23 protein-coding genes and 1 pseudogene are annotated in these 24,042 nt (G+C 69.7%); 19 read left to right on the top strand and 5 right to left on the bottom strand.

The annotated features are described in order from the left end of the window. Positions 1 to 368 precede the first annotated feature (368 nt). Both AC1RRS_RS18670 and AC1RRS_RS18665 read left to right on the top strand, forming a co-directional pair. The gene (locus AC1RRS_RS18670; RefSeq protein ID WP_492856398.1) at positions 369 to 1,844 is read left to right on the top strand and encodes a sensor histidine kinase; all 1,476 of its coding nucleotides are present in this window, start codon (positions 369 to 371) and stop codon (positions 1,842 to 1,844) included. Between the two features lie 34 nt (positions 1,845 to 1,878). After that, the gene (locus AC1RRS_RS18665) at positions 1,879 to 2,643 is read left to right on the top strand and encodes a 3-oxoacyl-ACP reductase (RefSeq protein WP_492856397.1); all 765 of its coding nucleotides are present in this window, start codon (positions 1,879 to 1,881) and stop codon (positions 2,641 to 2,643) included. A 7-nt stretch (positions 2,644 to 2,650) separates the two neighbouring features. Here AC1RRS_RS18665 and AC1RRS_RS18660 read toward each other — a convergent pair. Next, a pseudogene (locus tag AC1RRS_RS18660) lies at positions 2,651 to 2,779 on the bottom strand (hypothetical protein); the annotation flags it as partial. Between the two features lie 90 nt (positions 2,780 to 2,869). Here AC1RRS_RS18660 and AC1RRS_RS18655 point away from each other — a divergent pair. From AC1RRS_RS18655 to AC1RRS_RS18630, 6 genes are all read left to right on the top strand, one after another. Next, a complete protein-coding gene (locus AC1RRS_RS18655) occupies positions 2,870 to 3,139 on the top strand; it encodes an usg protein (protein WP_492856396.1) in 270 nt (89 codons plus the stop codon). Positions 3,140 to 3,201: 62 nt separating this feature from the next. Next, positions 3,202 to 3,846, top strand: coding sequence for a phosphoribosylanthranilate isomerase (locus tag AC1RRS_RS18650; RefSeq protein WP_492856395.1), 645 nt, complete (start codon positions 3,202 to 3,204; stop codon positions 3,844 to 3,846). Between the two features lie 17 nt (positions 3,847 to 3,863). Then, on the top strand, positions 3,864 to 5,096 hold the full coding sequence (gene trpB, locus AC1RRS_RS18645) for a tryptophan synthase subunit beta (protein ID WP_487291941.1): 1,233 nt from the start codon (positions 3,864 to 3,866) through the stop codon (positions 5,094 to 5,096). Beyond that, the gene (trpA, locus tag AC1RRS_RS18640) at positions 5,096 to 5,932 is read left to right on the top strand and encodes a tryptophan synthase subunit alpha (protein ID WP_492856394.1); all 837 of its coding nucleotides are present in this window, start codon (positions 5,096 to 5,098) and stop codon (positions 5,930 to 5,932) included. Before trpB ends, trpA begins: the two co-directional genes overlap by 1 nt. 12 nt (positions 5,933 to 5,944) lie before the next feature. Further along, positions 5,945 to 6,868: an acetyl-CoA carboxylase carboxyltransferase subunit beta gene (locus AC1RRS_RS18635; protein ID WP_492856393.1), complete on the top strand. Its 924-nt coding sequence runs from the start codon at positions 5,945 to 5,947 to the stop codon at positions 6,866 to 6,868. A 137-nt stretch (positions 6,869 to 7,005) separates the two neighbouring features. Further along, entirely contained in the window at positions 7,006 to 8,322 is a 1,317-nt protein-coding gene (locus AC1RRS_RS18630) for a bifunctional folylpolyglutamate synthase/dihydrofolate synthase (protein WP_492856392.1), read from the top strand. 170 nt (positions 8,323 to 8,492) lie between these two features. On the opposite strand, the gene AC1RRS_RS18625 is transcribed toward AC1RRS_RS18630, so the two are convergent. After that, complete coding sequence (locus tag AC1RRS_RS18625) at positions 8,493 to 9,515, bottom strand: WD40 repeat domain-containing protein (RefSeq protein ID WP_492856391.1); 1,023 nt, start codon at positions 9,513 to 9,515, stop codon at positions 8,493 to 8,495. 222 nt (positions 9,516 to 9,737) lie between these two features. Here AC1RRS_RS18625 and AC1RRS_RS18620 point away from each other — a divergent pair, with 222 nt between their 5' ends. From AC1RRS_RS18620 to AC1RRS_RS18610, 3 genes are all read left to right on the top strand, one after another. Beyond that, complete coding sequence (locus tag AC1RRS_RS18620; protein WP_110121124.1) at positions 9,738 to 10,184, top strand: biopolymer transporter ExbD; 447 nt, start codon at positions 9,738 to 9,740, stop codon at positions 10,182 to 10,184. Between the two features lie 92 nt (positions 10,185 to 10,276). After that, positions 10,277 to 10,909, top strand: a complete 633-nt coding sequence (locus AC1RRS_RS18615) for a LysE family translocator (protein ID WP_110121123.1) — start codon at positions 10,277 to 10,279, stop codon at positions 10,907 to 10,909. Positions 10,910 to 10,978: 69 nt separating this feature from the next. After that, positions 10,979 to 12,763: an ABC transporter ATP-binding protein gene (locus AC1RRS_RS18610; RefSeq protein WP_492856390.1), complete on the top strand. Its 1,785-nt coding sequence runs from the start codon at positions 10,979 to 10,981 to the stop codon at positions 12,761 to 12,763. On the opposite strand, the gene AC1RRS_RS18605 is transcribed toward AC1RRS_RS18610, so the two are convergent. Beyond that, a complete protein-coding gene (locus AC1RRS_RS18605; protein WP_492856389.1) occupies positions 12,744 to 14,516 on the bottom strand; it encodes a DUF4153 domain-containing protein in 1,773 nt (590 codons plus the stop codon). The two genes, AC1RRS_RS18610 and AC1RRS_RS18605, sit on opposite strands and share 20 nt — an antisense overlap. 206 nt (positions 14,517 to 14,722) lie before the next feature. On the opposite strand from AC1RRS_RS18605, the gene AC1RRS_RS18600 reads away from it, so the two are divergent. From AC1RRS_RS18600 to AC1RRS_RS18585, 4 genes are all read left to right on the top strand, one after another. Beyond that, complete coding sequence (locus AC1RRS_RS18600) at positions 14,723 to 16,258, top strand: UbiD family decarboxylase (protein WP_492856388.1); 1,536 nt, start codon at positions 14,723 to 14,725, stop codon at positions 16,256 to 16,258. A gap of 58 nt (positions 16,259 to 16,316) precedes the next feature. Further along, positions 16,317 to 16,583, top strand: a complete 267-nt coding sequence (locus tag AC1RRS_RS18595) for an AbrB/MazE/SpoVT family DNA-binding domain-containing protein (protein ID WP_492856387.1) — start codon at positions 16,317 to 16,319, stop codon at positions 16,581 to 16,583. Further along, positions 16,577 to 16,894, top strand: coding sequence for a type II toxin-antitoxin system PemK/MazF family toxin (locus AC1RRS_RS18590; protein ID WP_492856386.1), 318 nt, complete (start codon positions 16,577 to 16,579; stop codon positions 16,892 to 16,894). The genes AC1RRS_RS18595 and AC1RRS_RS18590 overlap by 7 nt, the downstream gene beginning before the upstream one ends. Before the next feature lie 63 nt (positions 16,895 to 16,957). Beyond that, positions 16,958 to 18,760, top strand: coding sequence for a M14 family metallopeptidase (locus AC1RRS_RS18585; RefSeq protein WP_492856403.1), 1,803 nt, complete (start codon positions 16,958 to 16,960; stop codon positions 18,758 to 18,760). A 204-nt stretch (positions 18,761 to 18,964) separates the two neighbouring features. Here AC1RRS_RS18585 and AC1RRS_RS18580 read toward each other — a convergent pair whose 3' ends face one another. Then, entirely contained in the window at positions 18,965 to 19,903 is a 939-nt protein-coding gene (locus tag AC1RRS_RS18580) for a LysR family transcriptional regulator (RefSeq protein ID WP_492856385.1), read from the bottom strand. Between the two features lie 75 nt (positions 19,904 to 19,978). On the opposite strand from AC1RRS_RS18580, the gene AC1RRS_RS18575 reads away from it, so the two are divergent. After that, on the top strand, positions 19,979 to 20,695 hold the full coding sequence (locus tag AC1RRS_RS18575; RefSeq protein ID WP_492856384.1) for an SDR family oxidoreductase: 717 nt from the start codon (positions 19,979 to 19,981) through the stop codon (positions 20,693 to 20,695). 15 nt (positions 20,696 to 20,710) lie between these two features. Here the strand turns inward: AC1RRS_RS18575 and AC1RRS_RS18570 are convergent, their stop codons facing one another. Next, on the bottom strand, positions 20,711 to 21,283 hold the full coding sequence (locus AC1RRS_RS18570; RefSeq protein WP_492856383.1) for a hypothetical protein: 573 nt from the start codon (positions 21,281 to 21,283) through the stop codon (positions 20,711 to 20,713). Positions 21,284 to 21,470: 187 nt separating this feature from the next. Between AC1RRS_RS18570 and AC1RRS_RS18565 the strand changes: the two genes are divergently transcribed. The 3 genes from AC1RRS_RS18565 to AC1RRS_RS18555 are packed head-to-tail and all read left to right on the top strand — an operon-like array spanning position 21,471 to position 24,038. After that, the gene (locus AC1RRS_RS18565) at positions 21,471 to 21,872 is read left to right on the top strand and encodes an MAPEG family protein (protein ID WP_110121118.1); all 402 of its coding nucleotides are present in this window, start codon (positions 21,471 to 21,473) and stop codon (positions 21,870 to 21,872) included. 55 nt (positions 21,873 to 21,927) lie between these two features. Then, positions 21,928 to 23,259, top strand: a complete 1,332-nt coding sequence (locus tag AC1RRS_RS18560) for a TldD/PmbA family protein (protein ID WP_492856382.1) — start codon at positions 21,928 to 21,930, stop codon at positions 23,257 to 23,259. After that, a complete protein-coding gene (locus AC1RRS_RS18555; RefSeq protein WP_492856381.1) occupies positions 23,259 to 24,038 on the top strand; it encodes a 3'(2'),5'-bisphosphate nucleotidase CysQ in 780 nt (259 codons plus the stop codon). The genes AC1RRS_RS18560 and AC1RRS_RS18555 overlap by 1 nt, the downstream gene beginning before the upstream one ends. The last annotated feature ends 4 nt before the right edge of the window (positions 24,039 to 24,042 follow it).

The raw sequence follows: 24,042 nt of genomic DNA, 5'->3' as shown, positions 1-24,042 counted from the left end.
GGCGTTAAGAGCGCCGCCGCCCGGGAAGCCGGCAGCCAAACGACCGCGCGGAGCGCCTTGGCTTCGTCGAAACGGTACACACAACAACACCTCCGGGCGTAGCCCGGGCGCTCCGCTCTCCTTCATCAGCTCGCAGCGAAAGCGCGGGGTCGCCAACCCGTTCCCTCTCCCCTTGCGGGAGAGGGTGGCCCTGCGGAGCAGGGTCGGGTGAGGGGTCTCTCAGAACTGTAAGCCGCGTGCGGCGGTCAGGCCGGATGAGGCGTCCGATGTCTGAGAGACCCCTCATCCGACGCCTATCGGCGCCACCTTCTCCCGCAAGGGGAGAAGGATCATGTCTAGCGCCCCACGCGCGAACGGGGCCATGATGCGTGCTCTCGCCGTCCGTAGCCGGAGCCGCCGCCCGCCCGATGATCGCGCAGGACTCGCCCAGCCTGACCACGGCGCTGAAGCATGCGCCGCTGGGCATCGCCATCTTCGACCGGTCGATGCGCTATCTGGCCCATTCGGCCCAGTACCTGACCGACCAGGGCCTGCCGGCCGACCTGCCGCTGCTGGGCCGCGTGCACTACGAGGTTTTTCCCGAGATCCCCCGCCACTGGCGCGACCTGCACGCGCGGGTGATCGCCGAGGGGGTCGAGCTGCGCGAGGACGCCGGCGACCGCTATGTCGACCGCAACGGCCGGGTCGAGTGGATCCGCTGGTCGATGGCCCCCTGGCGCACCGAGGACGGGGCGATCGGCGGCCTGGTGCTCTATACCGAGGTGGCCACCGCCGCCGTCGAGGCGCGCCTGCGGCTGGAGGCGGCCGAGGCCCGCTACAAGGCGCTGTTCGAGCAGGCGGCCATGGGCGTGGCGCGGATCGCGCCGGGCGGGACCTTCCTGGAGGTCAACGACCGCTTCTGCGCCATCACCCGCCACGACCGCGACCATCTGTTGGCCGGCGACGCCGCCGAGCTGATCGAGCCGGAGGACCTGCCGGACGCCCAGCGCCACGTCCGCTCGCTGCTGGCCGGCCGCACCGACACCTATCACGCCGAGCGCCGCCTGCGGGCCGGCGACGGGTCGAGCCTGTGGATCCGCCTCAACGTCTCGCGCGTGCAGCCGCCCGGCCAGCGGCCCTATCTGGTGGCCATCATCGCCGACATCACCACCCGCAAGCGGATCGAGGTCGAGCAGGAGCGCCACCAGGGCCAGCTGCGCCTGCTGATCAACGAGCTGAACCACCGCGTGAAGAACACCCTGGCCACCGTCCAGTCGATGGCCGCCCAGACCCTGCGCAACGAGCCCGACCCGATCACCGCCTTCGAGAAGTTCGAGTCGCGGCTGCTCGGCCTGTCGCTGGCCCACGACGTGCTGACCCGCGAGAGCTGGCACGGGGCGGAGCTGCGCGAGGTGGCGCAAAGAGCATTGGCCCCGTTCACGGCCGCCGCCGGCCGGGTGAGCGTCGAGGGGCCAGCCTGCTTCCTGCCGCCGGGCGGGGCGCTGACCATGTCGCTGATCTTCCACGAGCTGGCTACCAACGCCTTGAAGTACGGCGCGCTTTCCACGTCCGAAGGGGCCACGTCCGAAGGCGCGGTGGCGGTCGCCTGGAGCTTCGACGCCGAGGCCCGCGCCCTGTGCCTGACTTGGACCGAGACCGGCGGCCCGCCGGTGACCGCCCCGCCCGCCCGGCGCGGCTTCGGCTCGCGGCTGATCGAGCGCAGCCTGCGCGGCGAGCTGCGCGGCCAGGCGCGGATGGACTGGCGGCCGCAGGGCCTGGTCTGCCGGCTGGAGGCCCAGGTCCCCCTGCCCAACCCGCCCTCGCCGGAGCTGGGGGTCGTCGCCAGCCTGGACGAACGGCGCTAAGGGACCGACGGGCCGAGTTTTGGAGTCTCTTATAATGCAGCTGTCCGACCAGATCGTCCTCGTCACCGGCGCCGGCCGGGGCCTGGGGGCCGAGATCGCCCGCGCCTTCGCCCGCCATGGCGCCCGCGTCGTCGTCAACTACCGCGTCAGCAAGGACGCCGCCGAGGCCCTGGCGGCCGAACTGGGCGGTCCCGAACGCGCCATCGCCGTCCAGGCCGACGTCGCCGACCGCCCCGCCGTCGAGGCGATGTTCGCCACCGCCAAACAGGCCTTCGGCTCGCACGTCACCACCGTGATCAACAACGCCCTGGACTACAGCTTCAACGGCGACGCCCGCGCGCATCTCGCCAGCATCGCCTGGGAAGACTTCGAGAAGCAGAACACGACGGTGCTCAAGGGCGCGCTGAACGTCATCCAGGCCGCCGCGCCCGACATGGCCGACGCCGGTTTCGGCCGCGTGATCAACGTCGGCACCAACCTCTTCCAGAACCCGGTCGTGCCCTATCACGACTATACGGCGGTCAAGGCCGCCCTGCTGTCGCTGACCCGCACGGCCTGCGGCGACCTCGGCCCCGCCGGCATCACCGTCAACATGGTCTCCGGCGGCCTGCTGCGCGTCACCGGCGCCAGCGCCGCCACGCCCGAGCCGGTCTTCGACCTGATCGCCGGCATGACCCCGCTGCGCTCGGTCACCACCCCGGCCGAGTTCGCCGACGCGGTGCTCTTCTTCGCCAGCCCCTGGGCGCGGGCGGTGACGGGGCAGAACCTGGTGGTCGACGGGGGTCTGGTGCGGGATTGATTTGGGATCCCTCTCCCCCTGCGGGAGAGGGTGGCCCGCGCAGCGGGTCGGGTGAGGGGTCTCTCAGACCTCGACCGCCGCGCGACCCCTCATCCGTCGCCTTCGGCGCCACCTTCTCCCGCAAGGGGAGAAGGATTTTGGGGTGCGACGCCCTGCCCTCTTGAGCAACTCAGCCCCCGGGCGGACGGTTCTTCGGTGACGCTTACCCGTTGTCGGAGTGCTTTCGATGACCACCCGCGCGTTCGAGCTGCAGATGCTGGGCTACGGCCTGACCACGGCCCAGATCTGCTACCACCTGCCCGACCATCCGCACCTGCTGCAGCTCTATGTCTGGCAGGAGTACGACCTGGCCCCACGCTTCCCGACCCTGAAGGGCTTCCTCGACTTCTGGAGCCGCGAGCTGGACGGGGTGCTGCATTCGGTGAAGGTGGCCCACAACCGGATGATCGGTCCCACCGAGTGGAGGGCGGTCAACGGGGTCTTCACCCTGCAATGACGCCGGGCCGGTTGGGCCGGCGGGGGTTGCGCTGAGGCCTTCCCCACCGTAACTCCCCCGCCATGACCACCAAGGCCAAGATCTGCGGGCTCTCGACGGCGGAGACGGTGAAGGCCGCCTTCGACGGCGGCGCGGCCTATCTGGGCTTCGTCTTCTTCGCCAAGAGCCCCCGCAACATCACGCCCGAAGCCGCCGAGCGGCTGGTCGCGCCGGTGCGCGGCCGGGGCGTGCAGACCGTGGCCGTCACCGTCGATCCCGACGACGCCCTGGTCGACCGGCTGATGGCGACCATGCGCCCCGACCTGATCCAGGTGCACGGCAAGGAGACGCCCAGCCGCGTGCGCGAGATCGCGCAGCGCAGCGGCGCCGGGGTGATCAAGGCCTTCTCCGTTTCCTCGTCGGCCGATGTCGACCAGGCCCGCGCGTTCGAGACCGTCGCCGAGCAGTTCCTGTTCGACGCCAGGCCCGTGGAAGGATCCGCCCTGCCCGGCGGGACCGGCGCAAGGTTCGACTGGAGCCTGCTGGAAGGCCGGCGATTTTCTCGCCCGCATTTCCTGGCCGGCGGCCTCGATCAGTGGAACGTGGCGCAGGCGGTCAAGGCCTCGGGGGCCCCGCTGGTGGACGTTTCCTCTGGCGTGGAACGCGGTCCGGGCCTAAAGGACCCGGCTCTGATCGCGGCGTTCCTCGACGCCGTCAAACGCGCCTAAAAGCCCGGAAGACGATCTTGAACGCTCCTACCGCGACTCCTGAACGGCCTAACGACTGGTCCGCCTATCCCGACGCCAAGGGGCGCTTCGGCGACTACGGCGGTCTCTATGTGGCCGAGACCCTGATGCCGCTCGTGCTCGAGCTGGACCGGGCCTACACCGAGGCCAAGAACGATCCGGCGTTCCAGAAGGAGCTGCGCGGCTACCTGACCCACTATGTGGGCCGGCCCAGCCCGCTCTATTTCGCCGAGCGCCTGAGCAAGCATCTCGGCGGCGCCAAGATCTACTTCAAGCGCGAAGAGCTGAACCACACCGGCGCGCACAAGATCAACAACTGCATGGGCCAGATCCTGCTGGCCCAGCGCATGGGCAAGACCCGGATCATCGCCGAGACCGGCGCCGGCCAGCACGGCGTGGCCTCGGCCACCGTCACGGCCCGCTTCGGCCTGCCCTGCGTGGTCTATATGGGCGCCGTCGACGTCGCCCGTCAGAAGCCCAACGTCTTCCGCATGAACCTCCTTGGGGCGGAAGTCCGCCCGGTGACCTCGGGCGCGGCGACCCTCAAGGACGCCATGAACGAGGCCATGCGCGACTGGGTCACCAACGTGGCCGACACCTATTACATGATCGGCACCGCCGCCGGTCCGCACCCCTATCCGGCCATGGTCCGCGACTTCCAGGCGGTGATCGGAAACGAGACCCGCGAGCAGATCCAGGAACTGGAAGGCCGCCTTCCCGACGCCGTCGTCGCGTGCGTGGGCGGCGGCAGCAACGCCATCGGCATGTTCCACCCGTTCCTGGCCGACGAGAGCGTCAAGATCTACGGCGTGGAAGCCTCGGGTCACGGCCTGGACACCGACAAGCACGCCGCCTCGCTGACCGGCGGCCGCCCGGGCGTGCTGCACGGCAACAAGACCTATCTGCTGCAGGACGACGACGGCCAGATCCTCGACGCCCACTCGATCAGCGCCGGCCTCGACTATCCGGGCATCGGTCCGGAGCACTCGTTCCTGCACGACATCGGCCGCGCCCAGTACCTGACCTGCACCGACGACGAGGCCCTGAAGGCCTTCCAGCTGTGCGCCGAGCTCGAGGGCATCATTCCGGCCCTGGAAAGCGCCCACGCCCTGGCCAAGCTGCCGCAGCTGGCCAAGGAAATCGGCGAAGGCGGCGTCATCGTGCTGTGCCTGTCGGGCCGCGGCGACAAGGACATCTTCACCGTGGCCGACGCCCTGGGACGGACCATCTGATGACGACCAGCTATCGCGACGGAACCCGCCTGGAGCGCGCCTTCCAGCGGGAAAACGACCACCGGGCGCTGTTCGTCGCCTACATCATGGCCGGCGATCCAGACCTGGAGACCTCGTTCGAGCTGCTGACGGGCCTGGCCGAACACGCCGACGTCATCGAGCTGGGCATGCCCTTCTCGGACCCGATGGCCGAGGGCCCGACCATCCAGCTGGCCTCGCAACGCTCGCTGGCCGCCGGCACCAAGATGCGCGACGTGCTCGGCATCGTCCGCCGCTTCCGCGAGACCAACACGGTCACGCCGATCGTGCTGATGGGTTATCTGAACCCGGTGCTGTCCTACGGTTTCGAGAGCTTCGCCAATGACGCCTCGGACGCCGGCGCCGACGGCGTGATCATCGTCGACTGCCCGCCGGAAGAGGCCGACGCCCTGACCGACGCGCTGGAAGCGGCGAAGATGAACCTGATCCGCCTGGCGACGCCGACGACCGACGACGCGCGCCTGCCGGCCGTGGTCAAGCGCACCTCGGGCTTCATCTACTACGTCTCCGTCGCGGGCGTGACCGGCGTGCTGGAAGCCGACGCCGACGCCGTGCGCGGCCCGGTCGAGCGCCTGCGCGCCGCCTCGGGCCTGCCGGTGGCGGTCGGTTTCGGCATCAAGACCCCCGAGCGCGCCGCCGAGGTGGCCCGCGTGGCCGACGGCGTCGTCGTCGGCTCGGCGCTGGTCGACGAAATCGCGTCGGCGGCGAAGCTGAACGAAAACGTGACCCAAAAGGTTCTTTCCAAGGCGTCGGAGCTGGCTAAGGCTGTGCGATCGGCGCGAGTCGGAACGGCATGAGGCTTTAAGGCTATGGCTATGGCTGAACCCCAAGGCCCCAAGAAGGGCGACAAGGCCAAGACCTCGACCGACCGTCGCGGCGGCTGGCTGTCTCGGATCGCGCCCGGCGTGCGCGGCGCCTTCGCCAAGCGCGAGACGCCAGAGAACCTGTGGGTCAAGTGCCCCGACACGGGCGAGATGATCTATCGCTCCGACCTGGAGGCGGCCCTGTGGGTCACCCCGGCCGGACGCCACATGCGCATCGGTCCCGAGGCGCGCTTCAAGTTCACCTTCGACGACGGCGAGTACGAGTCGCTGCCGACTCCGTCGGTCGTCGAAGACCCGCTGAAGTTCTCGGACGGCAAGCCCTACAAGGATCGCCTGGCCGCCGCTCGCAAGAGCACCGGCGAACAGGACGCCATGGCCATCGGCTACGGCAAGGTCGGCGGCGTCGACGCCGTGGTCCTGGTCCAGGATTTCGCCTTCATGGGCGGCTCGCTCGGCATGGCCGCCGGTGAAGGCTTCATCGCCGCCGCCAAGGCCGCCCTGGCTCGCGAAGTCCCGCTGATCGCCTTCACGGCAGCCGGCGGCGCGCGCATGCAGGAAGGCGCCCTGTCGCTGATGCAGATGGCCCGCACCACCCTGGCCATCAACGAGCTGAACGACGCGGCCCTGCCCTATGTCGTGGTCCTCACCGACCCGACCACCGGCGGCGTCACCGCCTCCTACGCCATGCTGGGCGACGTGCACCTGGCCGAGCCGGGCGCCCTGATCGGCTTCGCAGGGCCCCGCGTCATCGAGCAGACCATCCGCGAGACCCTGCCGCCGGGCTTCCAGCGCTCGGAATACCTCGTCGAAAAGGGCATGGTCGACCGCGTCACCGCCCGCAAGGACCTGCCCGAGACCCTGGGTTCGATCCTCGGCACCCTGATGCTGGGCCGTCGCAAGGCGGCCTGAACCTGAAGATGCTCCCCCTCTGGGGGAGCTGTCGGCAAAGCCGACTGAGGGGGTGCGGCGCAGCCGCCTGACGGCGGCCCCCTCCACCCCTTCGGGGTCCCCCTCCCCCAGAGGGGGAGGATCTTGATCGCGAACCCATGACCGACCACCTCCGCGCCCACGACGCCGCGCTGGAGCGCCTGCGGGCGCTGCATCCGCTGAAGATCGACCTGTCGCTCGACCGCATGCGCCGGCTGTGCGCGGCGCTCGACAACCCGCAGGACCGCCTGCCGCCGGTGATCCACGTGGCCGGCACCAACGGCAAGGGCTCGACGGTCGCCTATCTGCGCCACATGGCCGAGGCGGCGGGTCTCAAGGTCCACGTCTTCACCTCGCCGCACCTGGTGCGCTTCGTCGAGCGCATCCGCCTGGCCGGGACGTTGATCACCGAAGAGCGCCTGGCCGAAGTGCTGGAACGGGTCGAGGCCGCCAACGCCGGCGAAGCCATCACCTTCTTCGAGATCACCACGGCCGCGGCCTTCGTCGCCTTCGCCGAGACGCCGGCCGACCTCTGCATCGTCGAGGTGGGGCTGGGCGGCGTGCTCGACGCCACCAACGTGATCGCGCAACCGGCCGTCAGCGTGATCGCCCCGATCGACCTCGACCACCGCGAGTTCCTGGGCGACACGATCGAAGAGATCGCCGTCGAGAAGGCCGGGATCATCAAGCCTGGCGCCCCTGCCGTCAGCGCCCGCCAGCAGGACGCCGTCGACGGCGTGCTGGAAACCGCCGCCGCCCTGGCCGGGGTCGAGCTCACGCTCATGGGCCGTGACTTCGACGCCTGGGAGGAACGCGGCCGCCTGCTGGTGCAGATGGAAGACCGCCTGCTCGACCTGCCCGCCCCCGCCCTGCCCGGCGAGCACCAGTTCGCCAACGCCGGCCTCGCCGTCGCGGCCCTTCTGGCCCTGGACGATCCCAGGATCGACGAGGCGGCCATGGGCCGGGGGATCGCCGGCACGGTCTGGCCGGCCCGCTTCCAGCGCCTGACGGCCGGTCCCTACGCGGAAGCCGCGCAAGCCGCCGGCGCCGACCTGTGGCTCGACGGCGGGCACAATCCCCACGCCGGCCGCGCCGTGGCCCGCGCCGTGGCTGATCTGGCCGCCCGCGACGGCCGTCCCGTGGCCCTGATCTCGGGCCTGCTGGCCAACAAGGACGCCACCGGTTTCTTCCAGGCCTTCCGGGGCGTCGCCGCCAAGGTGTTCACCGTCACCTTCGAAGGTCACGCCGCCGCCAGCGCCGCTGAAACCGCCGCCGCCGCCGAACTGGCCGGCCTGCGCGCCGCCGCCTGCGACAGCCTCGACGACGCGCTAACGCGAGCGCTCGCGCTGGACCCCGTCCCGCACGTGCTGATCTGCGGCTCGCTCTACCTGGCGGGAGAAGTGCTGGGAGCCAGCGAAGCGACCTGGCCCGTCTAAATCCCTCTCCCCTTGCGGGAGAGGGTGGCCTCCGAAGGAGGTCGGGTGAGGGGTTGCACGTACAGAAACGCCGCAAAAGCCGATCAGCTTTCGCGGCGTCTGACTTCTGAGAGACCCCTCATCCGTCGCCTTTCGGCGACACCTTCTCCCGCAAGGGGAGAAGGACGAGATCAGAAGTTCCGCACCGAGATATCCGGCACCACCAGCACGCCGGCCTCGCCGCTTTCGTCGCCCCAGGCCAGACGCGAGCCGTCGGCGTTGACCGACAGGCTGCTGATCGGGGCGCCCTTCTCGGCCTTCAGGGTCTCGATGCGGCCCGAGCGCATGTGCGCGGCCCAGACGCGGCCGTTGTCCTGGCCGGCGATCATCACCGGCAGGGCGTCGATGCCGGCCACCTGCACCACCAGCGAGTCGCGCGAGAAGCCGATCTCGGCGGCTTCCTTGCCCATCGGGCCGCTGGCCCCGGCGAACGGCCAGATCACCGCGCCGTTGGCGCCGGCGGTGGCCAGCAGGTTGCCCTTGTCGAAGAAGTCCAGGCTCTTGATCTTGGCCGGATAGCCGCCCATCCGCATGTCCTTGCCGTCCGACAGGCGCCAGCCGTGCAGCTGGTTCTCCTGCATGGCCGAGACCAGGAACTTGCCGTCGGGGCTGTAGGCCAGGGCCACGTGGCTGCCGGCCCACTTCATCACCGTCGGCTTCTGGTCGGCGATGCGGCTCCACCACAGCGACACGCCGCCGTAGCCGGCCGCGGCCAGGCGCTTGCCCTTCGGGTCGAAGGCCACGCCCGAGACCGTCTTCTCGTGGACGTAGGTGCGACGGAACTCGGCGTCGGCCGAGTCCAGCACGTGCACTTCCTTGCCGGCCGTGAAGGCGATCAGGCCCGAGGCGGCGCTGGCCGTCACGTGCTCGATCCACTTGCCCTTCACCTCGGCCAGCAGGGTGGCCACGACCTCGTCGCCCTCGACCCGGCTCCAGACCACGCGGCCGTCGTCGCCGCCGGTCACCAGGCCCCGGCCCGAGGGGTGGACGCAGGCGGCCAGCACGGCCCCACCGAGCGGTCCGCCATGGGCTTCCACGGTGACGAAACCGCCCTCGGCCTCGAATCGGACAGTGCCGTCGCCCAGGGCGAATCCGGCGCGTCCAGCGCGATCGAACAGGGCGGCGGTGACGTAGGCGTCGAAGGAAAAGATCATGCGCGGGGGCTTAGCGCGGCCTGATGGCCAGCGCTAGTCGCGCGGGGCGCGAAGCCCGGCGCCCAAAACGCTCTCCTGAACGGCGTTAGGCCAAAAAGACTCACAAAAGGGGTTGCCATTGCGGCGCGTCGTCGGGCTTTACTTCCGCGCTCGTCTGCGCCAGACGTGGCATCTAACAATTTCTGGACCGCCTGGGGGCGGTCCCCGGGAGACAGTCAGGCTATGGCGGCTAAACTTGCTGGCGGCGGCGGCGGTCGCTACTCGCTGAACCAGAATTCAGAAATCAACGTCACGCCCTTCGTCGACATTCTGCTCGTTCTGCTCATCATCTTCATGGTCGCCGTGCCGATGGCCGTGACCTCGATCAAGATCGACCTTCCCCCCGCTTCGCCGCCGCCTCCCGGCGTGAAGCCGAAGGAACCGGTCTTCATCTCGATCCAGAAGTCGGGCGCTCTGTTCATCGCGGACAAGCAAACCAGCCTCGACAACCTGCAGTTCGACCTGGACGCCAAGTTCACCTCGAACGGCCAGGCTGGCCCGAAGGACGACCAGCGCGTGATGATCCGCGCCGACGCCGACGTCATGTACGCCGACTTCATGGGCGTGCTGAACCAGCTGCAGACCGCTGGCTGGTACAAGGTCGGCCTGATCAACGAAGACATCCACTAAGCAGGACGTCTTCGGCGACAGCCAAAAAGACCAAGGGGCCGGCGGCGAAAGCTTCCGGCCCCTTTTTCTTGTCCGCTTTTCAGGAAAACCCGATGCCCGACGCCAAGACCTGGATCGCCTTCGCCCTGGTTTGCCTGGGGATGGCCCTGACCCCGGGGCCGAACATGCTCTATCTGGTCAGCCGCTCGATCTGCCAGGGGCGCTGGGCCGGGATCGTGTCGCTGGTCGGCACGGCGGCGGGTTTCATCGTCTATCTGGTCTGCGCGGCGCTGGGCATCACCGCCCTGCTGATGGCCGCACCGATCGCCTACGACGTCCTGCGGTTCGGCGGGGCGCTCTATCTGGGCTGGCTGGCCTGGCAGGCGATCAAGCCGGGCGGACAGTCGCCCTTCCAGGTGCGCGAGCTGCCCAAGGACCCGCCGGCCAAGCTGATGGCCATGGGTTTCCTGACCAACCTGCTCAATCCCAAGGCGGCGATGCTCTATCTGTCGCTGCTGCCGCAGTTCATCGACCCGAAGCATGGGGCCGTGCTCAGCCAGTCGCTGCTGCTGGGCGGGACCCAGATCGCCGTCAGCCTGACGATCAACGGCCTGATCTGCCTGGCCGCCGGTTCGATCGCCACCTTCCTGGCGACCCGCCCCAGCTTCGCCCTGGTCCAGCGCTGGCTGATGGCCAGCGTGCTGGGGGGCCTGGCCGTGCGCATGGCCACCGAAGCCCGGCGCTAGGACAGAACCTGGCAGCAGCCTGTCGGCGGGACGTTCCCTGCCGGCCACAACAGGCCTATCTAGCCGCCCATGAGCGACTTCGACGACGAGGACGAGACCCAGGGCCGGCGCCGGGCGCTGTCCAACACCCAGGTGCTGGGCTTCCTGGCGCGCTTCTGGCTGCGCCGGAAGCTGATCTTCACCGCCGGGGTGGTGCTGACCCTGATCGCGGTGGGCTTCGACGTGGCCCTGCCGACCGCCGCCGAGCATCTGGTCAATGTCGTGGTGGCCGGCGAGAAGTCGCGCGCCTGGGGGGCCTGGGCCGTCTTCGTCGGCGTCTACCTGGCCTTCTCGCTGATCCGCAACATCGCCCACCGGTTCTGGATCCCGCTGGCCGCCCGCAACATGGAGGAGATGACCAACGAGGGCTTCGCCCGCGTCCAGGCCTTCTCGTCCGACTGGCACGCCGACAGCTTCGCCGGCGCCACGGTGCGCAAGCTGACCCGCGCCATGTGGGGCTATGACAGCGTCACCGACGCCTTCACGATCTGGCTCGTGCCCAGCATGATCGTGCTCTTGGGCCTGTCGGGCGTGATGCTGGTCAAGCAGCCCCTGGCCGGCGCGATCTCGCTGGTCGTGGTGCTGCTGTACCTGTCGGTGAACCTGTGGATCACCGAGCGCTACGTCCGGCCCGCGAACCTGAAGTCCAACGCCCTGGACTCCGCCATCGGCGGGGCCCTGGCCGACGCGGTGACCTCCAACCCCACCGTGAAGGCCTTCGGCGCCGAGGACCGCGAGACCCAACGCCTGGCCCAGGTCACGGCGGCCTGGCGCGACGCGGTGATGGTCACCTGGAACCGCTTCACCGACGTGTGGCTCGGCCAGAACCTGCTGCTGGTCGTGCTGCAGGCCGGCCTGACCGGGGCCATGGTCTGGTCCTGGATGCGCGGCCAGGCCAACGCCGGCGACATCGTCGCGGCCATGACCTCGTTCCTGCTGATGAGCGGCTATCTGCGCAACATGGGCGAGAACATCCGCATGCTGCAGAAGGGCATCGACGACAGCGAGGACGTCGCGGCCTGGTCAACGCTGCCGCCGCAGATCGCCGACGCCCCCGGCGCGCCCGACGTCGTGACCGGCCCCGGCGCCGTCGCCTTCCAGGGCGTGACCTTCGCCTACCGCAACGCCGGCGCGCCGCTCTACGACCGCTTCTCGCTGGACATCGCGCCGGGCGAGAAGGTGGCCCTGGTCGGCCCCACGGGCTCGGGCAAGTCGACCTTCGTCAAGCTGATCCAGCGCCTGCACGACCTGCAGGGCGGTCGGATCCTGATCGACGGCCAGGACGTGGCCAAGGTTACCCAGGGCTCCCTGCGCCGCGCCATCGCCGTGGTGCCGCAGGACCCGGCCCTGTTCCACCGGTCCCTTCTCGACAACATCGCCTACGGCCGTCCCGACGCCACCTTCGAGCAGGTGGTGGAGGCCGCCAAGAAGGCCCGCGCCCACGACTTCATCCTGAAACTGCCGCACGGCTACGACACCCTGGTCGGCGAGCGCGGCATCAAGCTGTCGGGCGGCGAGCGCCAGCGCGTGGCCATCGCCCGCGCCTTCCTGACCAACGCCCCGATCCTCGTTCTGGACGAGGCCACCTCGTCGCTCGACGTCGAGACCGAGGCCCTGGTGCAGGAGGCCGCCGAGGCCCTGATGCAGGGCCGCACGACGATCGTCATCGCCCACCGCCTGTCGACCGTGCGCGGCGCCGACCGGATCCTCGTCTTCCAGAACGGCCGTGTGGTCGAGGAAGGCCGCCACGCCGAACTGAAGGCGGCCGGCGGGGTCTATGCGCGGCTGAACGCCGTCAGCGAGGGCGCGGTTTAGGCCGCGAGGCCAGGGCCTCCTCCGCCGTCACGTTGCAGGCGTCGCCCTGCGGTCGAAGCTCCATCCGGACATCCCCGATCACCACGTCGCGCAGGGGCGAGGGTTCGACGGTCGCGGCCTCGCCCGAGCGCGCCAGCACCCCGGCGATGTCGGCCACCCGGCCGCAGGGGCTGGACGCATAGCCGATCTTCTTCCAGCGACCTTCGCGCATGCCGAAGACGTCGAGCATCGAGCCGCTCGACAGCAGCACCTCCTCGGACCCGTCCGCGTCGATGTCGAGCAGCAGGGCCGAGCACGGCTTGGCGGCGAAGCGGCACGGCGAGTCGCTCAGGTCGGTCAGGCGTTCGAAGCCGTTCGGCAGGGTCCGGCCCTTGGGGTAGACGATCACGCCGGCCATCGGCTCGGCCTTCCCCGGCGCGGGCCCGGCCGCCAGGCGGGCGAGGCTGGCCTTGGCCGCCTTGGCGACGAGGGCGTCCGGCCCTGCCGCCAGCCGCTTGAGCGCATCCAGGCCGAACCGGCCGCTGCGGAACCGCAGGAAGTCGAAGTCGAACGCCTCCGCCTTGACCTTGCCGGCCTGCAGCCGCGCGACCTGGTCGTTCACCGACAGCCGGCGCGGATCGGCCAGGGGCGTCACCAGGGCCAGCAGTACGACGATGACCACGAAGGCCATGCCGATATTGGTCGTCTCCAGGATCTTCAACCAGGGGCCCGGCCGCACGGCGGCGACCGCGTAGCCGATCGCATAGCCGGCCGCGACCAGCACGCAGGCGGCGGCGATGATCCGGTCGGTGCTGAGGCCGTACTGGCCGATGCGCAAGGACAGGCCATAGGCCGCCAGCACGGTGATCGGAACCAGCAACAGGCCGGCCAGCCGCGCCGCCCACTTCAGGATCAGGGCGGTCGTCTCGGTGCCGTCCTGATAGGCGGCGTTGGTCAGCAGAACCAGGAAGGCCGCCGCGGTCAGCAGGCTGGCCGTGGCGCTGCGGGTCTTCCACAGCGGCTCCAGCCCCGTGAACGGCAGGGTCAGCAGGAAGGCCCCGGCGATCAGCACCATAAGCGGCAGCAGCCAGGCCAGCAGGGTCAGGGCCACGGTCCGCACCCCGCGCACCAGGCCGGCCCGCACGTCGGTCAGCTGGACGGCGGCGGCGAAGATCGTGGTGGTGGCGGGAATGGCGAAGAGCTTGGTCTGGATGATCGTCTCGATGATCCCGACGCCGATCAGCTTGAACAGCACCGCCGCCAGCCACAGCAGCAGCCAGAAGGCGCCGGTGAAGCCGACCGCTAGCGCCAGCTGAACCCCGTGCTTCCAGGTAATGTCGAAATAGCTGGCGAAGCGGGCGATGGGCCGCCGCTCGATGTCGGCCGGCTCGACCAGGTGGTGACCGATGAAGATCAGGGCCGCCACGCCCAGGAAGCTTAAGGGTCCCAGGCCGTTGACGCCCGAGGCCGACGGATCGCCGCTCCACACGCCATAGGCTCCGACCCCGGCGGCGAGCAGAACGACCAGCCCCTTCCAGGAAGCCAGCGCGGGCCAGCGCATGGTCGAAAGCCCGGCCAGCACCACGAACGGCGCGAACAGGAAGGCCAGCAGGAAGGCCGCATAGACCATGGGCTGGCCGTCGGGCCAGCGCTTGAACTCGTCGGCCTGGTACAGCCAGTACAGCAGCAGGCCCTGGGCCAGGCCCGTGACCAGCCGCAGGATCGCCGCCCGGCGGACGGCGCGCGGATCGGCTTCGACGGCTTGATCGGTCATCGACGGGCTCCTGCAACCTTCGAGCAGCAGAGATCACGCCCCGCGTGCGGCGCCTAGGACGAAGCTTGGCCTCCATCCTTTCTCCACACGCTCTCGACGCTCCCTCGACGCCCCCTCCACACCCCCTTCGAACATCGGGCCCTCTCGCCTTGCCCTGGCGCGCCCCCGCTTCTAGGTTCCGCCCCGTTCCAGGAGTCTCCCCGCCCATGGCCTATCGCTCGCTTCGCGAATTCATCGACGTGCTGGAGGCCCAGGGCGAGTTGGTGCGGGTCAAGGAGCCGGTCTCCTCGGTCCTGGAGATGACCGAGATCCAGACCCGCCTGCTGGCGACCGGCGGCCCGGCCGTGCTGTTCGAGCACGTGCTGCTGCCCGACGGATCGCGGTCTTCGATGCCGGCCCTCGCCAACCTGTTCGGCACGGTCAAGCGGGTGGCGATGGGCGTGACGCTGGGCGGCGAGCCTCGCACCACCGCCGGCGAGCTGCGCGAAGTGGGCGAACTGCTGGCCTTCCTGCGCCAGCCCCAGCCCCCCAAGGGGCTGAAGGACGCCATCGACATGCTGCCGCTGGCCAAGACGGTGCTGTCGATGCGCCCGGGCACGGTGAAGAAGGCGCCCGTGCAGGAAGTGGTGCTGAAGGGCGACCAGATCGACCTCTCCAAGCTGCCGGTGCAGACCTGCTGGCCGGGCGAACCGGCCCCGCTGATCACCTGGGGCCTGGTGGTCACCAAGGGTCCCAGCGACGACCGCGAGGACGACTTCAACCTCGGCATCTACCGCATGCAGGTGCTGGGCAAGGACCGGGCGATCATGCGCTGGCTGGCCCACCGCGGCGGGGCCCAGCACTACGCCCGCCACAAGAAGGCCGGCAAGAAGGAGCCTCTGCCCTGCGCCGTGGTGCTGGGCGCCGATCCCGGCACGATCCTGGCCGCCGTGACGCCGGTGCCCGACACCCTGTCCGAATACCAGTTCGCCGGCCTGCTGCGCGGCGCCAAGCTCGACCTCGTGCCGGCCAAGACCGTGCCGCTGATGGTGCCGGCCCAGGCCGAGATCGTCATCGAGGGCCACGTCCTGCTCGACGAGCACGCCGAGGAAGGCCCCTACGGCGACCACACCGGCTACTACAACAGCGTCGAGACCTTCCCGGTCTTCCAGGTGACCGCGATCACCATGCGCAAGGACCCGATCTACCTGACCACCTTCACCGGCCGGCCGCCGGACGAGCCCTCGGTGCTCGGCGAGGCGCTGAACGAGGTGTTCATCCCGCTGATCCGCCAGCAGTTCCCCGAGATCGTCGACTTCTGGCTACCGCCCGAGGGCTGCTCCTACCGCATCGCCGTGGTGTCGATGAAGAAGGCCTATCCGGGCCACGCCAAGCGGGTGATGCTGGGCGTCTGGAGCTACCTGCGCCAGTTCATGTACACCAAGTGGGTGATCGTCGTGGACCACGACATCAACGCCCGCGACTGGAAGGACGTGATGTGGGCGATCAGCACCAAGATGGACCCCGCCCGGGACATCACGGTGATCGAGCACACCCCGATCGACTATCTCGACTTCGCCAGCCCCGTCAGCGGCCTGGGCTCCAAGATCGGCCTCGACGCCACCGACAAGTGGGAGCCGGAGACGAACCGCGAGTGGGGCGAGGAGATCCGCATGGACCAGGCCGTGGTCGATGCGGTCAGCGAAAAGTGGTCGCGGCTTGGCCTGCCGGGCGAAGGCAAGCCGATCTGGAAGACGAAGTAAGGACGCGCTGGCGGACGAGCGACTTTCAAGTTATTACTTAGTAATAACGGAGACAGTCATGCGCTCGTCCGTCCGCAAGATCGGCAATTCCGCTGGCGTTCTGCTGCCCAAGACCGCGCTCGAAAGCCTGGGCGTCGGGGTCGGCGACGCACTCGAACTCACCCTTTCGGGCGACGAAATCGTTATCAAGGCGGCCAAGCGTCACGTGCGCGATGGCTGGGAAGAAGCCTCCAGGCAGATTGGCGCGGAAGGCCTTAGCGAAGAAGACATCGAGTGGCTCGAAGCGCCGCTCACCGCCGAGACCGACGAGGACTGGACATGGTGATGCGCGGTCAGGTCTGGCTGGTCCGTCTTGATCCCACCGAGGGCAGCGAACTCCAGAAGACCCGGCCCTGCATCGTGGTCTCTCCGCCGGATTTCACCCACCACCGCGTGGTCACCGTCGTGCCGCTGACCAGCGGAGCACGGCCTGCACCCTACCGCCCCGCTGTCACCTACCAGGGCCGGGAAGGCTTCGTGCTGATCGAGCAGATCCGAACGGTCTCTCGCACACGGTTCATCCGCCGCCTGCCCGACATCGATCCCGAGACCCTCGCCGCCACGCTCGCCGCCCTACGCGAGATGTTCGAAGAATAGATCGCCTACATGAACAGCCTCACGTCTGCATCGACCGCAGGTTTCCGCAACGGCTTCCTATCCATGGCCACCGCCGCCATCCTGCTTTCCTCCGGAGCCCCCGCCATGTCGCAACCCAAGAAGCCCTGGGACGAAGCCTTCCTGCCGCCCGCGCCGCAGTGGCAGGGCGCGAGCCAGGCGCTGATCCGTGATGCGGCCGATCCGTGGGTGACGCCGTTCGAGGCCGATCCGGGCCACGACTTCTCGCCAACCTACGCCGACACCCGCGCCTGGTTCGACAAGCTCGACAAGGCGACCAAGCTGGTGCGCGTCGAGGACTTCGGGGTCTCGCCCGAGGGCCGGCCGATCTTCGCCGTCATCGCCAGCAAGGACGGCGACAAGCTCGATCCGAAGAAGCCGCTGCTGCTGGTGCAATGCGGCATCCACCCGGGCGAGATCGACGGCAAGGACGCGGGCATGATGCTGCTGCGCGACATCGCCTTCCACGGCAAGGACCCCTTGCTCGACAAGGTCAATCTGGTGCTGATCCCGATCCTGTCGGTCGACGGCCACGAGCGCTCGGGTCCCTATTCGCGGCCCAACCAGCGCGGGCCGCGCATCCAGGGCTGGCGCAACACGGCGACCAACCAGAACCTCAACCGCGACTTCATGAAGCTCGACCAGCCCGAGATGCAGGCGCTGAAGCGGCTCCAGGCCAGATACCACGCCGACCTCTACGTCGACGTCCACGTCACCGACGGCATGGATTACCAGTACGACGTCACCTACGGCTACAACGGCGAGGACGGCGTCTGGTCGCGCTCGCCGGCCACGGCCAAGTGGCTGGACGAGGCCTTCAAGCCGGCGATGAACGCGAGCCTGGAGGCCGAGGGCCACATCCCGGGCGAGCTGGTGTTCGGCGTCGACGAGCGCAACCCCAAGGCCGGCCTGTCGGACGGCGGGTTGGGCGAGCGGTTCTCCAACGGCTGGGGCTCGGCCGCCCACGTGCCGACCATCCTGATCGAGAACCACAGCCTCAAGCCCCACGCCCAGCGGGTGCTGGGCACCTATGTCTTCATCGAGACGGCGCTGAAGCTGCTGGCGCAGAAGGGCGACACCCTGCGCGCCGCCGTCGCCGCCGACAGCGCCCTGCGGCCGGCGACCATCCCGGCCAATTTCGTCGCCGACGACAAGCCGACCACGACCCGCGCCTTCAAGGGCATCCGCTACGAGACCTACGACAGCCCCGCCTCGGGCAAGACCGAGATCCGCTGGCTGGGGCAGGCCGATCCGGAGCTGTGGCAGCTGCCGTTCTACGGCTCGCACCCGACGCTGCAGCTGGCCCGACCCAAGGCCTACTGGGTTCCCAGCTACCGCGCCGACATCATCGAGCGGCTGAAGCTGCATGGGGTAAAGGTCGAAACCTTGGACGCGCCCAAGGTCGTTCCCGTCGAAATGCTGCGCCTGGTCGAGCCCAAGGTCGCCCCGCGCGCCAACGAGGGCCACGTCCAGATGAGCGTCGAGCAGGTGACGACGCAGGCCCGCGACTGGACCTTTCCCAAGGGCTCGGTGCGCGTGCCCACCGACCAGCCGCTGGGCGACCTCGTCGTGCTGCTGCTCGAGCCGCAGTCGAGCGAAAGCGTCTTCGCCTGGGGCATGGTCCCCGAGGTGCTGAGCCGGGTCGAATATATCGAGCCCTACGCCATCGCCCCGCTGGCCGAGAAGATGATGGCCGCCGACCCGGCGCTGAAAGCCGAGTTCGAGGCCAAGCTGGCCGCCGATCCCAAGTTCGCCGCCGATCCCGACGCGCGCCTGGCCTGGTTCTACAAGCGCACGCCCTTCTACGACGACCGCCACCTGCTCTACCCGATCGCCCGGGAGAGGTAGGGATCGGGCATAGAGACCCTCTCTCTTTGAGAGAGGGAGGGGCCCACGCCGCAAGGCGTGGGAGGGTGAGAGGTAACAAACTCACCGAATGAGGCGCGGCGCTTAGAGCTTCGACTTCGGGCGGTTGGTCGCCATCTCGGATTTGCCTGTCGGTGGTGAAACCCCTCACCCTCCCACCGCTTCGCGGCGGGCCCCTCCCTCTCCCTATGGAAGAGGGGACGAGTCCCACGGCCGCTCCGCTCCATACCGCGCGACCAGCGCGTCCACCGCCGCCCGCAGCTTCGCGCTCGGATACGGCGTGCGGGGCCACACCAGGTTCACCGGCAGGGGACTGTCGAACACCCCGTCGAGCACCGTCTCCAGCCGGCCGGCCGCGAGATCCTCGGCCACCACCCAGCGCGGGACCATGGCGATCCCGGTTCCGGCCCGAGCGGCCTCGGCCAGCACCAGGGCGTCGCCGATGCGCAGGCGGCCGTCCACCGGCAGGCTGCGGGCGACACCGTCCGCGTCGAGATAGGGCCAGGGCGTCGGGCGGCCGTCGCGGGCCTCGACCAGGCAGTCGTGATCCAGCAGGTCCTCGACGCGCTCGGGCCGGCCCCGCGCATCGAGATAGGCCGGCGTCGCGCAGACCACCCGCCGCTGCGCGCCCAGCGGCCGGGCGACCAGGCCGGCGCGGTCGTCGAGGTCGCCGATGCGCACCGCCAGATCCACGCCCTCGGCCGTCAGGTCCACCGTCCGCGCGCCGAACACGACCTCCAGCCTCAGGCCCGGCCAGCGGGCGACCAGCTCCAGCAGAACCGGCATGACGAAGGCCCGGCCCAGCAGCGGCGGCAGGGCCACGCGCAGCAGGCCCGACGGCTCGCCCCGTCCCTGCAGCAGTTCGGCCTCCGCCTCGGCCAGGCCGGCCAGGGCCGCGACGCAGCGCGCGTGGAACACCCGACCGTCCTCGGTCAGGGCCACGGTGCGGGTGGTGCGGGCCAGCAGCCGCACGCCCAGCCGCGCCTCCAACCGCTGCACCGCCTTGCCCACCGCCGAGGGCGACAGGCCCAGCGACGGCGCGGCGGCGGCGAAGCCGCCATGCTCGGCCACGGCCACGAAGGCCCGAACGCCGCCATAGCGGTCGAGGGAGGGGATCAACGTCATTCCCGCACTGAAGTCCGGAATGATCGGAATTCAAGTCGTTTCCGTCGCGCTTGTCCGCCGCCTAGCCTCACGGCCATGCGATACGATGAAAAGACCCTGGTGGTGATCGGCGGCGGCTCGGGGATCGGGCTGGCCACGGCGAAGGCCTTCGTCGAAGGCGGCGGCCGCGTGGTGATCGGCGGACGCTCGGCCGACCGGCTTGAGGCGGCCCGCGCCCAGCTCGGCCCCAACGCCCAGGCCGCGACTATCGACCTCTTCGACACCGCCTCCGTCGCGCGGTTCTTCGAGCCCCTCGACCGCATCGACCACCTGTTCACCCCGGCCGCGACCTACACTATCGCCCCCTTCGACCATCCCGACGAGGCGGCCATCGCCTCGCCGTTCGACGGCAAGTTCTGGGGCCAGGTGCGGTGCGTGCGCGCCGCCGCGCCCAGGCTGTCGCCCGACGGCTCGGTGGTGCTGATGTCCGGCGCCGCCAGCGCCCGACCGCCCAGGGGCGCGGCGCTCTACGCCGCCGCCAACGGCGCGATCGAGGCCTTCGGACGCGGCCTGGCCGTCGATCTGGCGCCCGTGCGGGTCAACGTGGTCGCCCCCGGCACGATCGACGGCGACCTCTGGGCCCGCCGTCCCACCGAGGTCCGCGAAGCCGCCTTCGCCGGCCAGGCCAAGGGTTCGCTGGTCGGCCGCCCCGGCCGCGAGGCCGAGATCGCCCAGGCCGTGCTGTTCCTGCTGACCAACGGTTTCACCACCGGGACCACCCTGTTCACGGACGGCGGCTACAGCCTGCGCTGACCCCGCCGCCGCTTTTCATTGCAGGGCGAGCGAGGGGACCGTCACGGCCTGTATCGGCAAGGATCCGTTCGAGGGGATCTCGATCCCCCGTTCCGCGAGCCACGATCTCAGGGGCTCGGCGGGAGGACTGGCGACGAACTGCTGGGCCGCCCCGAAGCCGCCGATCCGTCCGCTTCGAACCTGAGACGCCATGTCTTCGGCCGAGGTCGGATAGCTGCGCAGGCAGGCGTCGATCTGGGCCGCCCATACGTCGAAAGCGCCCTCTTCGACCCCTTCCGGAAAGATATAGCGCGCCATTTCGCCGGGGAAATTGGCCGTATGGATCATGAAGGGCGGCGACGTCAGGACCTTGCCCTTGCTGTTCACAAAGTCATCCACGCCGGTGAAACTCAGACCCATCAAGCCCGAGACGCTCACGGCGCCCCACTTCAGGTGGGGCGTGAAGATGAAGAAGGGCGTGATTTCCTGCCAGGATTGGAAAAACACAGGCGAACGGCCGAGCTTTCCCGGCAACTTGAAGTGATCGAGGCCACGCTCGATCAGGGCGTCCACGCCTCGCCACTTCAGCGGGTTCTGCGCTTTGGTCATGATCTTTCGTCTACGCGAAGCTCAACCGCAGCGTAAGTGACCGCCGCATCATTACCGCGACGCCGCCGGCGAGAGCAGCGCCTCGAAGCCGCCCGCAAGCTCAACCTTACGCCACGTTACCGGTTGCCTTCCGGGCGGAAGCGGGGCCCATATGCGGCCCCGCTTTCTGTTCCGAAGGGTCCGCGCCATGGACGTTTCCGCCGCCGGCCACGCCGCCGCCCTCTGGGCCGGCCTGCACGTCTTCCTGCTGCTGGTGCTGTCGCTGCTGGTTGTGCGCCTGCGCCAGAAGCACAAGGTGGCCCTGGGCGACGGCGGCGTTCCGGAGCTGGCCCAGGCCATCCGCGCCTTCGGCAACGCCAGCGAATACATCCCCACGGGCCTGGGCGTGCTGGCGGTGCTGGCCGTGGTCGGCGCGCCGATCATCGCCGTGCACGGCGTCGGCTTCGTGCTGTTCGCCGGCCGCCTGATCCACGCCGTGGGCCTGTCGCGCAGCGGCGGGGTCTCGATCCCGCGCGCCGTCGGCATGATCTGCACCTGGCTGGCCTACGTCTTCGGCGGCGTGATCCTGCTGTTCTACGCCATTCCCTGAGTTTCCGGGGGTCGGCGACGCTTGCCCCGCCCGCCCCGCCTCGTCATAAGGCCCCATGGACGAAAACCTGTTGCATGACGTCGTCGCCGCCGCGCGCAAGGCCGGGGCGGACGCCGCCGAGGCCGTGTTCGCCGAGCGCCAATCCCTGTCGGTGGGCGTACGCCTGGGCGAGCTGGAGGAAGTCGAGCGCGAGGAGGCCAAGGACCTGGGCCTGCGCGTCTTCGTCGGCCGCCGCAGCGCCACCGTCTCCGGCTCCGACGTCAGCCCCGAGGCCCGCGCCAAGCTGATCGAGCGCGCCGTGGCCATGGCCCGCCTGGCTCCCGAGGATCCCTATGCCGGCTTCGCGCCGCAGGATCGCCTGGCCAAGGGTCCGTTCCCCGAGCTCGACCTGGTCGATACCTACGAGCCCACCGCCGAGACCCTGGAGACCCAGGCCCGCGAGGCCGAAGAGGCCGCCCGCGCGGTCGAGGGCGTGACCAATTCCGACGGCGGCTCGTCGAGCTGGAGCTCCACCGCCTGGCGCCTGGTCACCAGCGACGGCTTTTCGGGCCTGCACGCGGCCACGGGCTTCGGGATTTCCGCCTCGGCCATCGCCGGCGAGGGCGCGGGCATGGAGCGTGGCGGCGAAGGCCGCTCGGTGCGCCACGCCGAAGACCTGCCCACGCCCCAGGCCATCGGCGACAAGGCCGGCCGCCAGGCCGTCTCGCGCCTCAACGCCCGCAAGATCGGCTCGACCACCGCCCCGGTGATCTTCGAGAACCGCCTGGCCATGTCGCTGATCGGCCCGCTGATCGGCGCCATCTCCGGCCCCTCGATCGCCCGCGGCACCTCGTTCCTGAAGGACAAGCTGGGCCAGCGGATCTTCTCCGCCGGCGTCCAGCTGACCGAAGACCCGCACCGCGTGCGCGGCCTGGGCTCGGCCCCGTTCGACGACGAGGGGGTGGCCACCGTGCGCCGCGCCCTGATCGACGACGGCGTGCTGACCACCTGGCTGCTCAACAGCGCCAGCGCCCGCCAGCTGAACCTGGAGACCACAGGACATGCGTCGCGCGGCTCGGCCGGCCCGCCCGGGGTCTCGACCCACAATCTCACCTTGGAGCCGGGCGACCTCGACCTGGCCGGCCTGATGGGCCAGGCCAAGGACGGTCTCTTCATCACCTCGATGTTCGGCCCGTCCCTGAACGGCAACACCGGCGACTGGTCGGTGGGCTGCTCGGGCTTCTGGTTCGAGAACGGCCAGGTCGCCTATCCGGTCACCGAGATCACCGTCGCCGGCAACCTGATCGACATCTACGGCCGGCTGGTCGTGGGGTCCGACCTGGAGATCCGCGGGGCCAGCAACAGCCCGTCCATCCTGGTCGACGGCCTGGCGATCGCGGGCAAATGATGAGCGACCTAGACCTGATCCTCGACGCGGCTCGCGAGGCCGGCGCCCTGGCCCTGAAGGCCCGGGAAGGCGGCGTGAAGATCTGGTCGAAGGAAGGCGGCTCGCCGGTCACCGACGCCGACCTGGCCGTCGACGCCCTGCTCAAGGAGCGCCTGCGCGCCGCGCGGCCCGACTATGGCTGGTTGTCGGAGGAGACGGTCGACGATCCGACCCGGCTCGACACCACGCGCCAGTTCGTGGTCGACCCGATCGACGGCACGGTGGCCTTCATGAAGGGCCGGCCGTGGTTCGCCGTCTCGGTGGCCGTGGTCGAGAACGGCCGGCCGATCGCCGGCGTCGTCCACGCCCCGGCCCTGGACGAGACCTATGCGGCGACCCTGGGCGGCGGCGCGACCCTGAACGGCGCGGCCATCGCCCCCAGCCCGACCGACGTGCTCGACGGCTCGGCCATGCTGGGCGACGCCAAGATGTTCGCCCACCCGGCCTGGCGCACGCCCTGGCCGCCGATGCGCATCGAGGCCCGCAATTCGATCGCCTACCGGGTGTGCCTGGTGGCGGCCGGCGCCTTCGACGCGGCGATCGCGCTCAGCCCCAAGAGCGAGTGGGACCTGGCCGCCGCCGACCTGATCTGCGCCGAGGCCGGAGCGTTGCTTACCGATCACCTCGGCAGAAAATTCGCCTACAACCAGCCGAATCCGACGGTTCCGAGCCTGGTTTGCGCGAATAGGGCGCTTCACCCGTTGATCCTGTCACGCGTCGGGCATATCGACCTGCCATAATCAT

Source organism: Caulobacter sp. GW821-FHT12A07 (assembly GCF_058807655.1).
Note: the sequence above shows the minus strand (reverse complement) of the source record. Positions and strands in the feature narration are given on the sequence as shown.

Bases quoted from the DNA above. Each gene is read 5' to 3' on its own strand.
- AC1RRS_RS18560 (WP_492856382.1), top strand. From the start codon at position 21,928: ATGGACGAAAACCTGTTGCATGACGTCGTCGCCGCCGCGCGCAAGGCC.
- AC1RRS_RS18590 (WP_492856386.1), top strand. From the start codon at position 16,577: ATGGTGATGCGCGGTCAGGTCTGGCTGGTCCGTCTTGATCCCACCGAG.
- AC1RRS_RS18650 (WP_492856395.1), top strand. From the start codon at position 3,202: ATGACCACCAAGGCCAAGATCTGCGGGCTCTCGACGGCGGAGACGGTG.
- AC1RRS_RS18665 (WP_492856397.1), top strand. From the start codon at position 1,879: ATGCAGCTGTCCGACCAGATCGTCCTCGTCACCGGCGCCGGCCGGGGC.
- AC1RRS_RS18565 (WP_110121118.1), top strand. From the start codon at position 21,471: ATGGACGTTTCCGCCGCCGGCCACGCCGCCGCCCTCTGGGCCGGCCTG.
- trpA (WP_492856394.1), top strand. From the start codon at position 5,096: ATGACGACCAGCTATCGCGACGGAACCCGCCTGGAGCGCGCCTTCCAG.
- AC1RRS_RS18585 (WP_492856403.1), top strand. From the start codon at position 16,958: ATGGCCACCGCCGCCATCCTGCTTTCCTCCGGAGCCCCCGCCATGTCG.
- AC1RRS_RS18600 (WP_492856388.1), top strand. From the start codon at position 14,723: ATGGCCTATCGCTCGCTTCGCGAATTCATCGACGTGCTGGAGGCCCAG.
- AC1RRS_RS18575 (WP_492856384.1), top strand. From the start codon at position 19,979: ATGCGATACGATGAAAAGACCCTGGTGGTGATCGGCGGCGGCTCGGGG.
- AC1RRS_RS18570 (WP_492856383.1), bottom strand. From the start codon at position 21,283: ATGACCAAAGCGCAGAACCCGCTGAAGTGGCGAGGCGTGGACGCCCTG.
- AC1RRS_RS18605 (WP_492856389.1), bottom strand. From the start codon at position 14,516: ATGACCGATCAAGCCGTCGAAGCCGATCCGCGCGCCGTCCGCCGGGCG.
- AC1RRS_RS18615 (WP_110121123.1), top strand. From the start codon at position 10,277: ATGCCCGACGCCAAGACCTGGATCGCCTTCGCCCTGGTTTGCCTGGGG.
- AC1RRS_RS18655 (WP_492856396.1), top strand. From the start codon at position 2,870: ATGACCACCCGCGCGTTCGAGCTGCAGATGCTGGGCTACGGCCTGACC.
- AC1RRS_RS18635 (WP_492856393.1), top strand. From the start codon at position 5,945: ATGGCTATGGCTGAACCCCAAGGCCCCAAGAAGGGCGACAAGGCCAAG.
- AC1RRS_RS18630 (WP_492856392.1), top strand. From the start codon at position 7,006: ATGACCGACCACCTCCGCGCCCACGACGCCGCGCTGGAGCGCCTGCGG.
- AC1RRS_RS18595 (WP_492856387.1), top strand. From the start codon at position 16,317: ATGCGCTCGTCCGTCCGCAAGATCGGCAATTCCGCTGGCGTTCTGCTG.
- AC1RRS_RS18625 (WP_492856391.1), bottom strand. From the start codon at position 9,515: ATGATCTTTTCCTTCGACGCCTACGTCACCGCCGCCCTGTTCGATCGC.
- AC1RRS_RS18610 (WP_492856390.1), top strand. From the start codon at position 10,979: ATGAGCGACTTCGACGACGAGGACGAGACCCAGGGCCGGCGCCGGGCG.
- AC1RRS_RS18620 (WP_110121124.1), top strand. From the start codon at position 9,738: ATGGCGGCTAAACTTGCTGGCGGCGGCGGCGGTCGCTACTCGCTGAAC.
- AC1RRS_RS18555 (WP_492856381.1), top strand. From the start codon at position 23,259: ATGAGCGACCTAGACCTGATCCTCGACGCGGCTCGCGAGGCCGGCGCC.
- AC1RRS_RS18580 (WP_492856385.1), bottom strand. From the start codon at position 19,903: ATGACGTTGATCCCCTCCCTCGACCGCTATGGCGGCGTTCGGGCCTTC.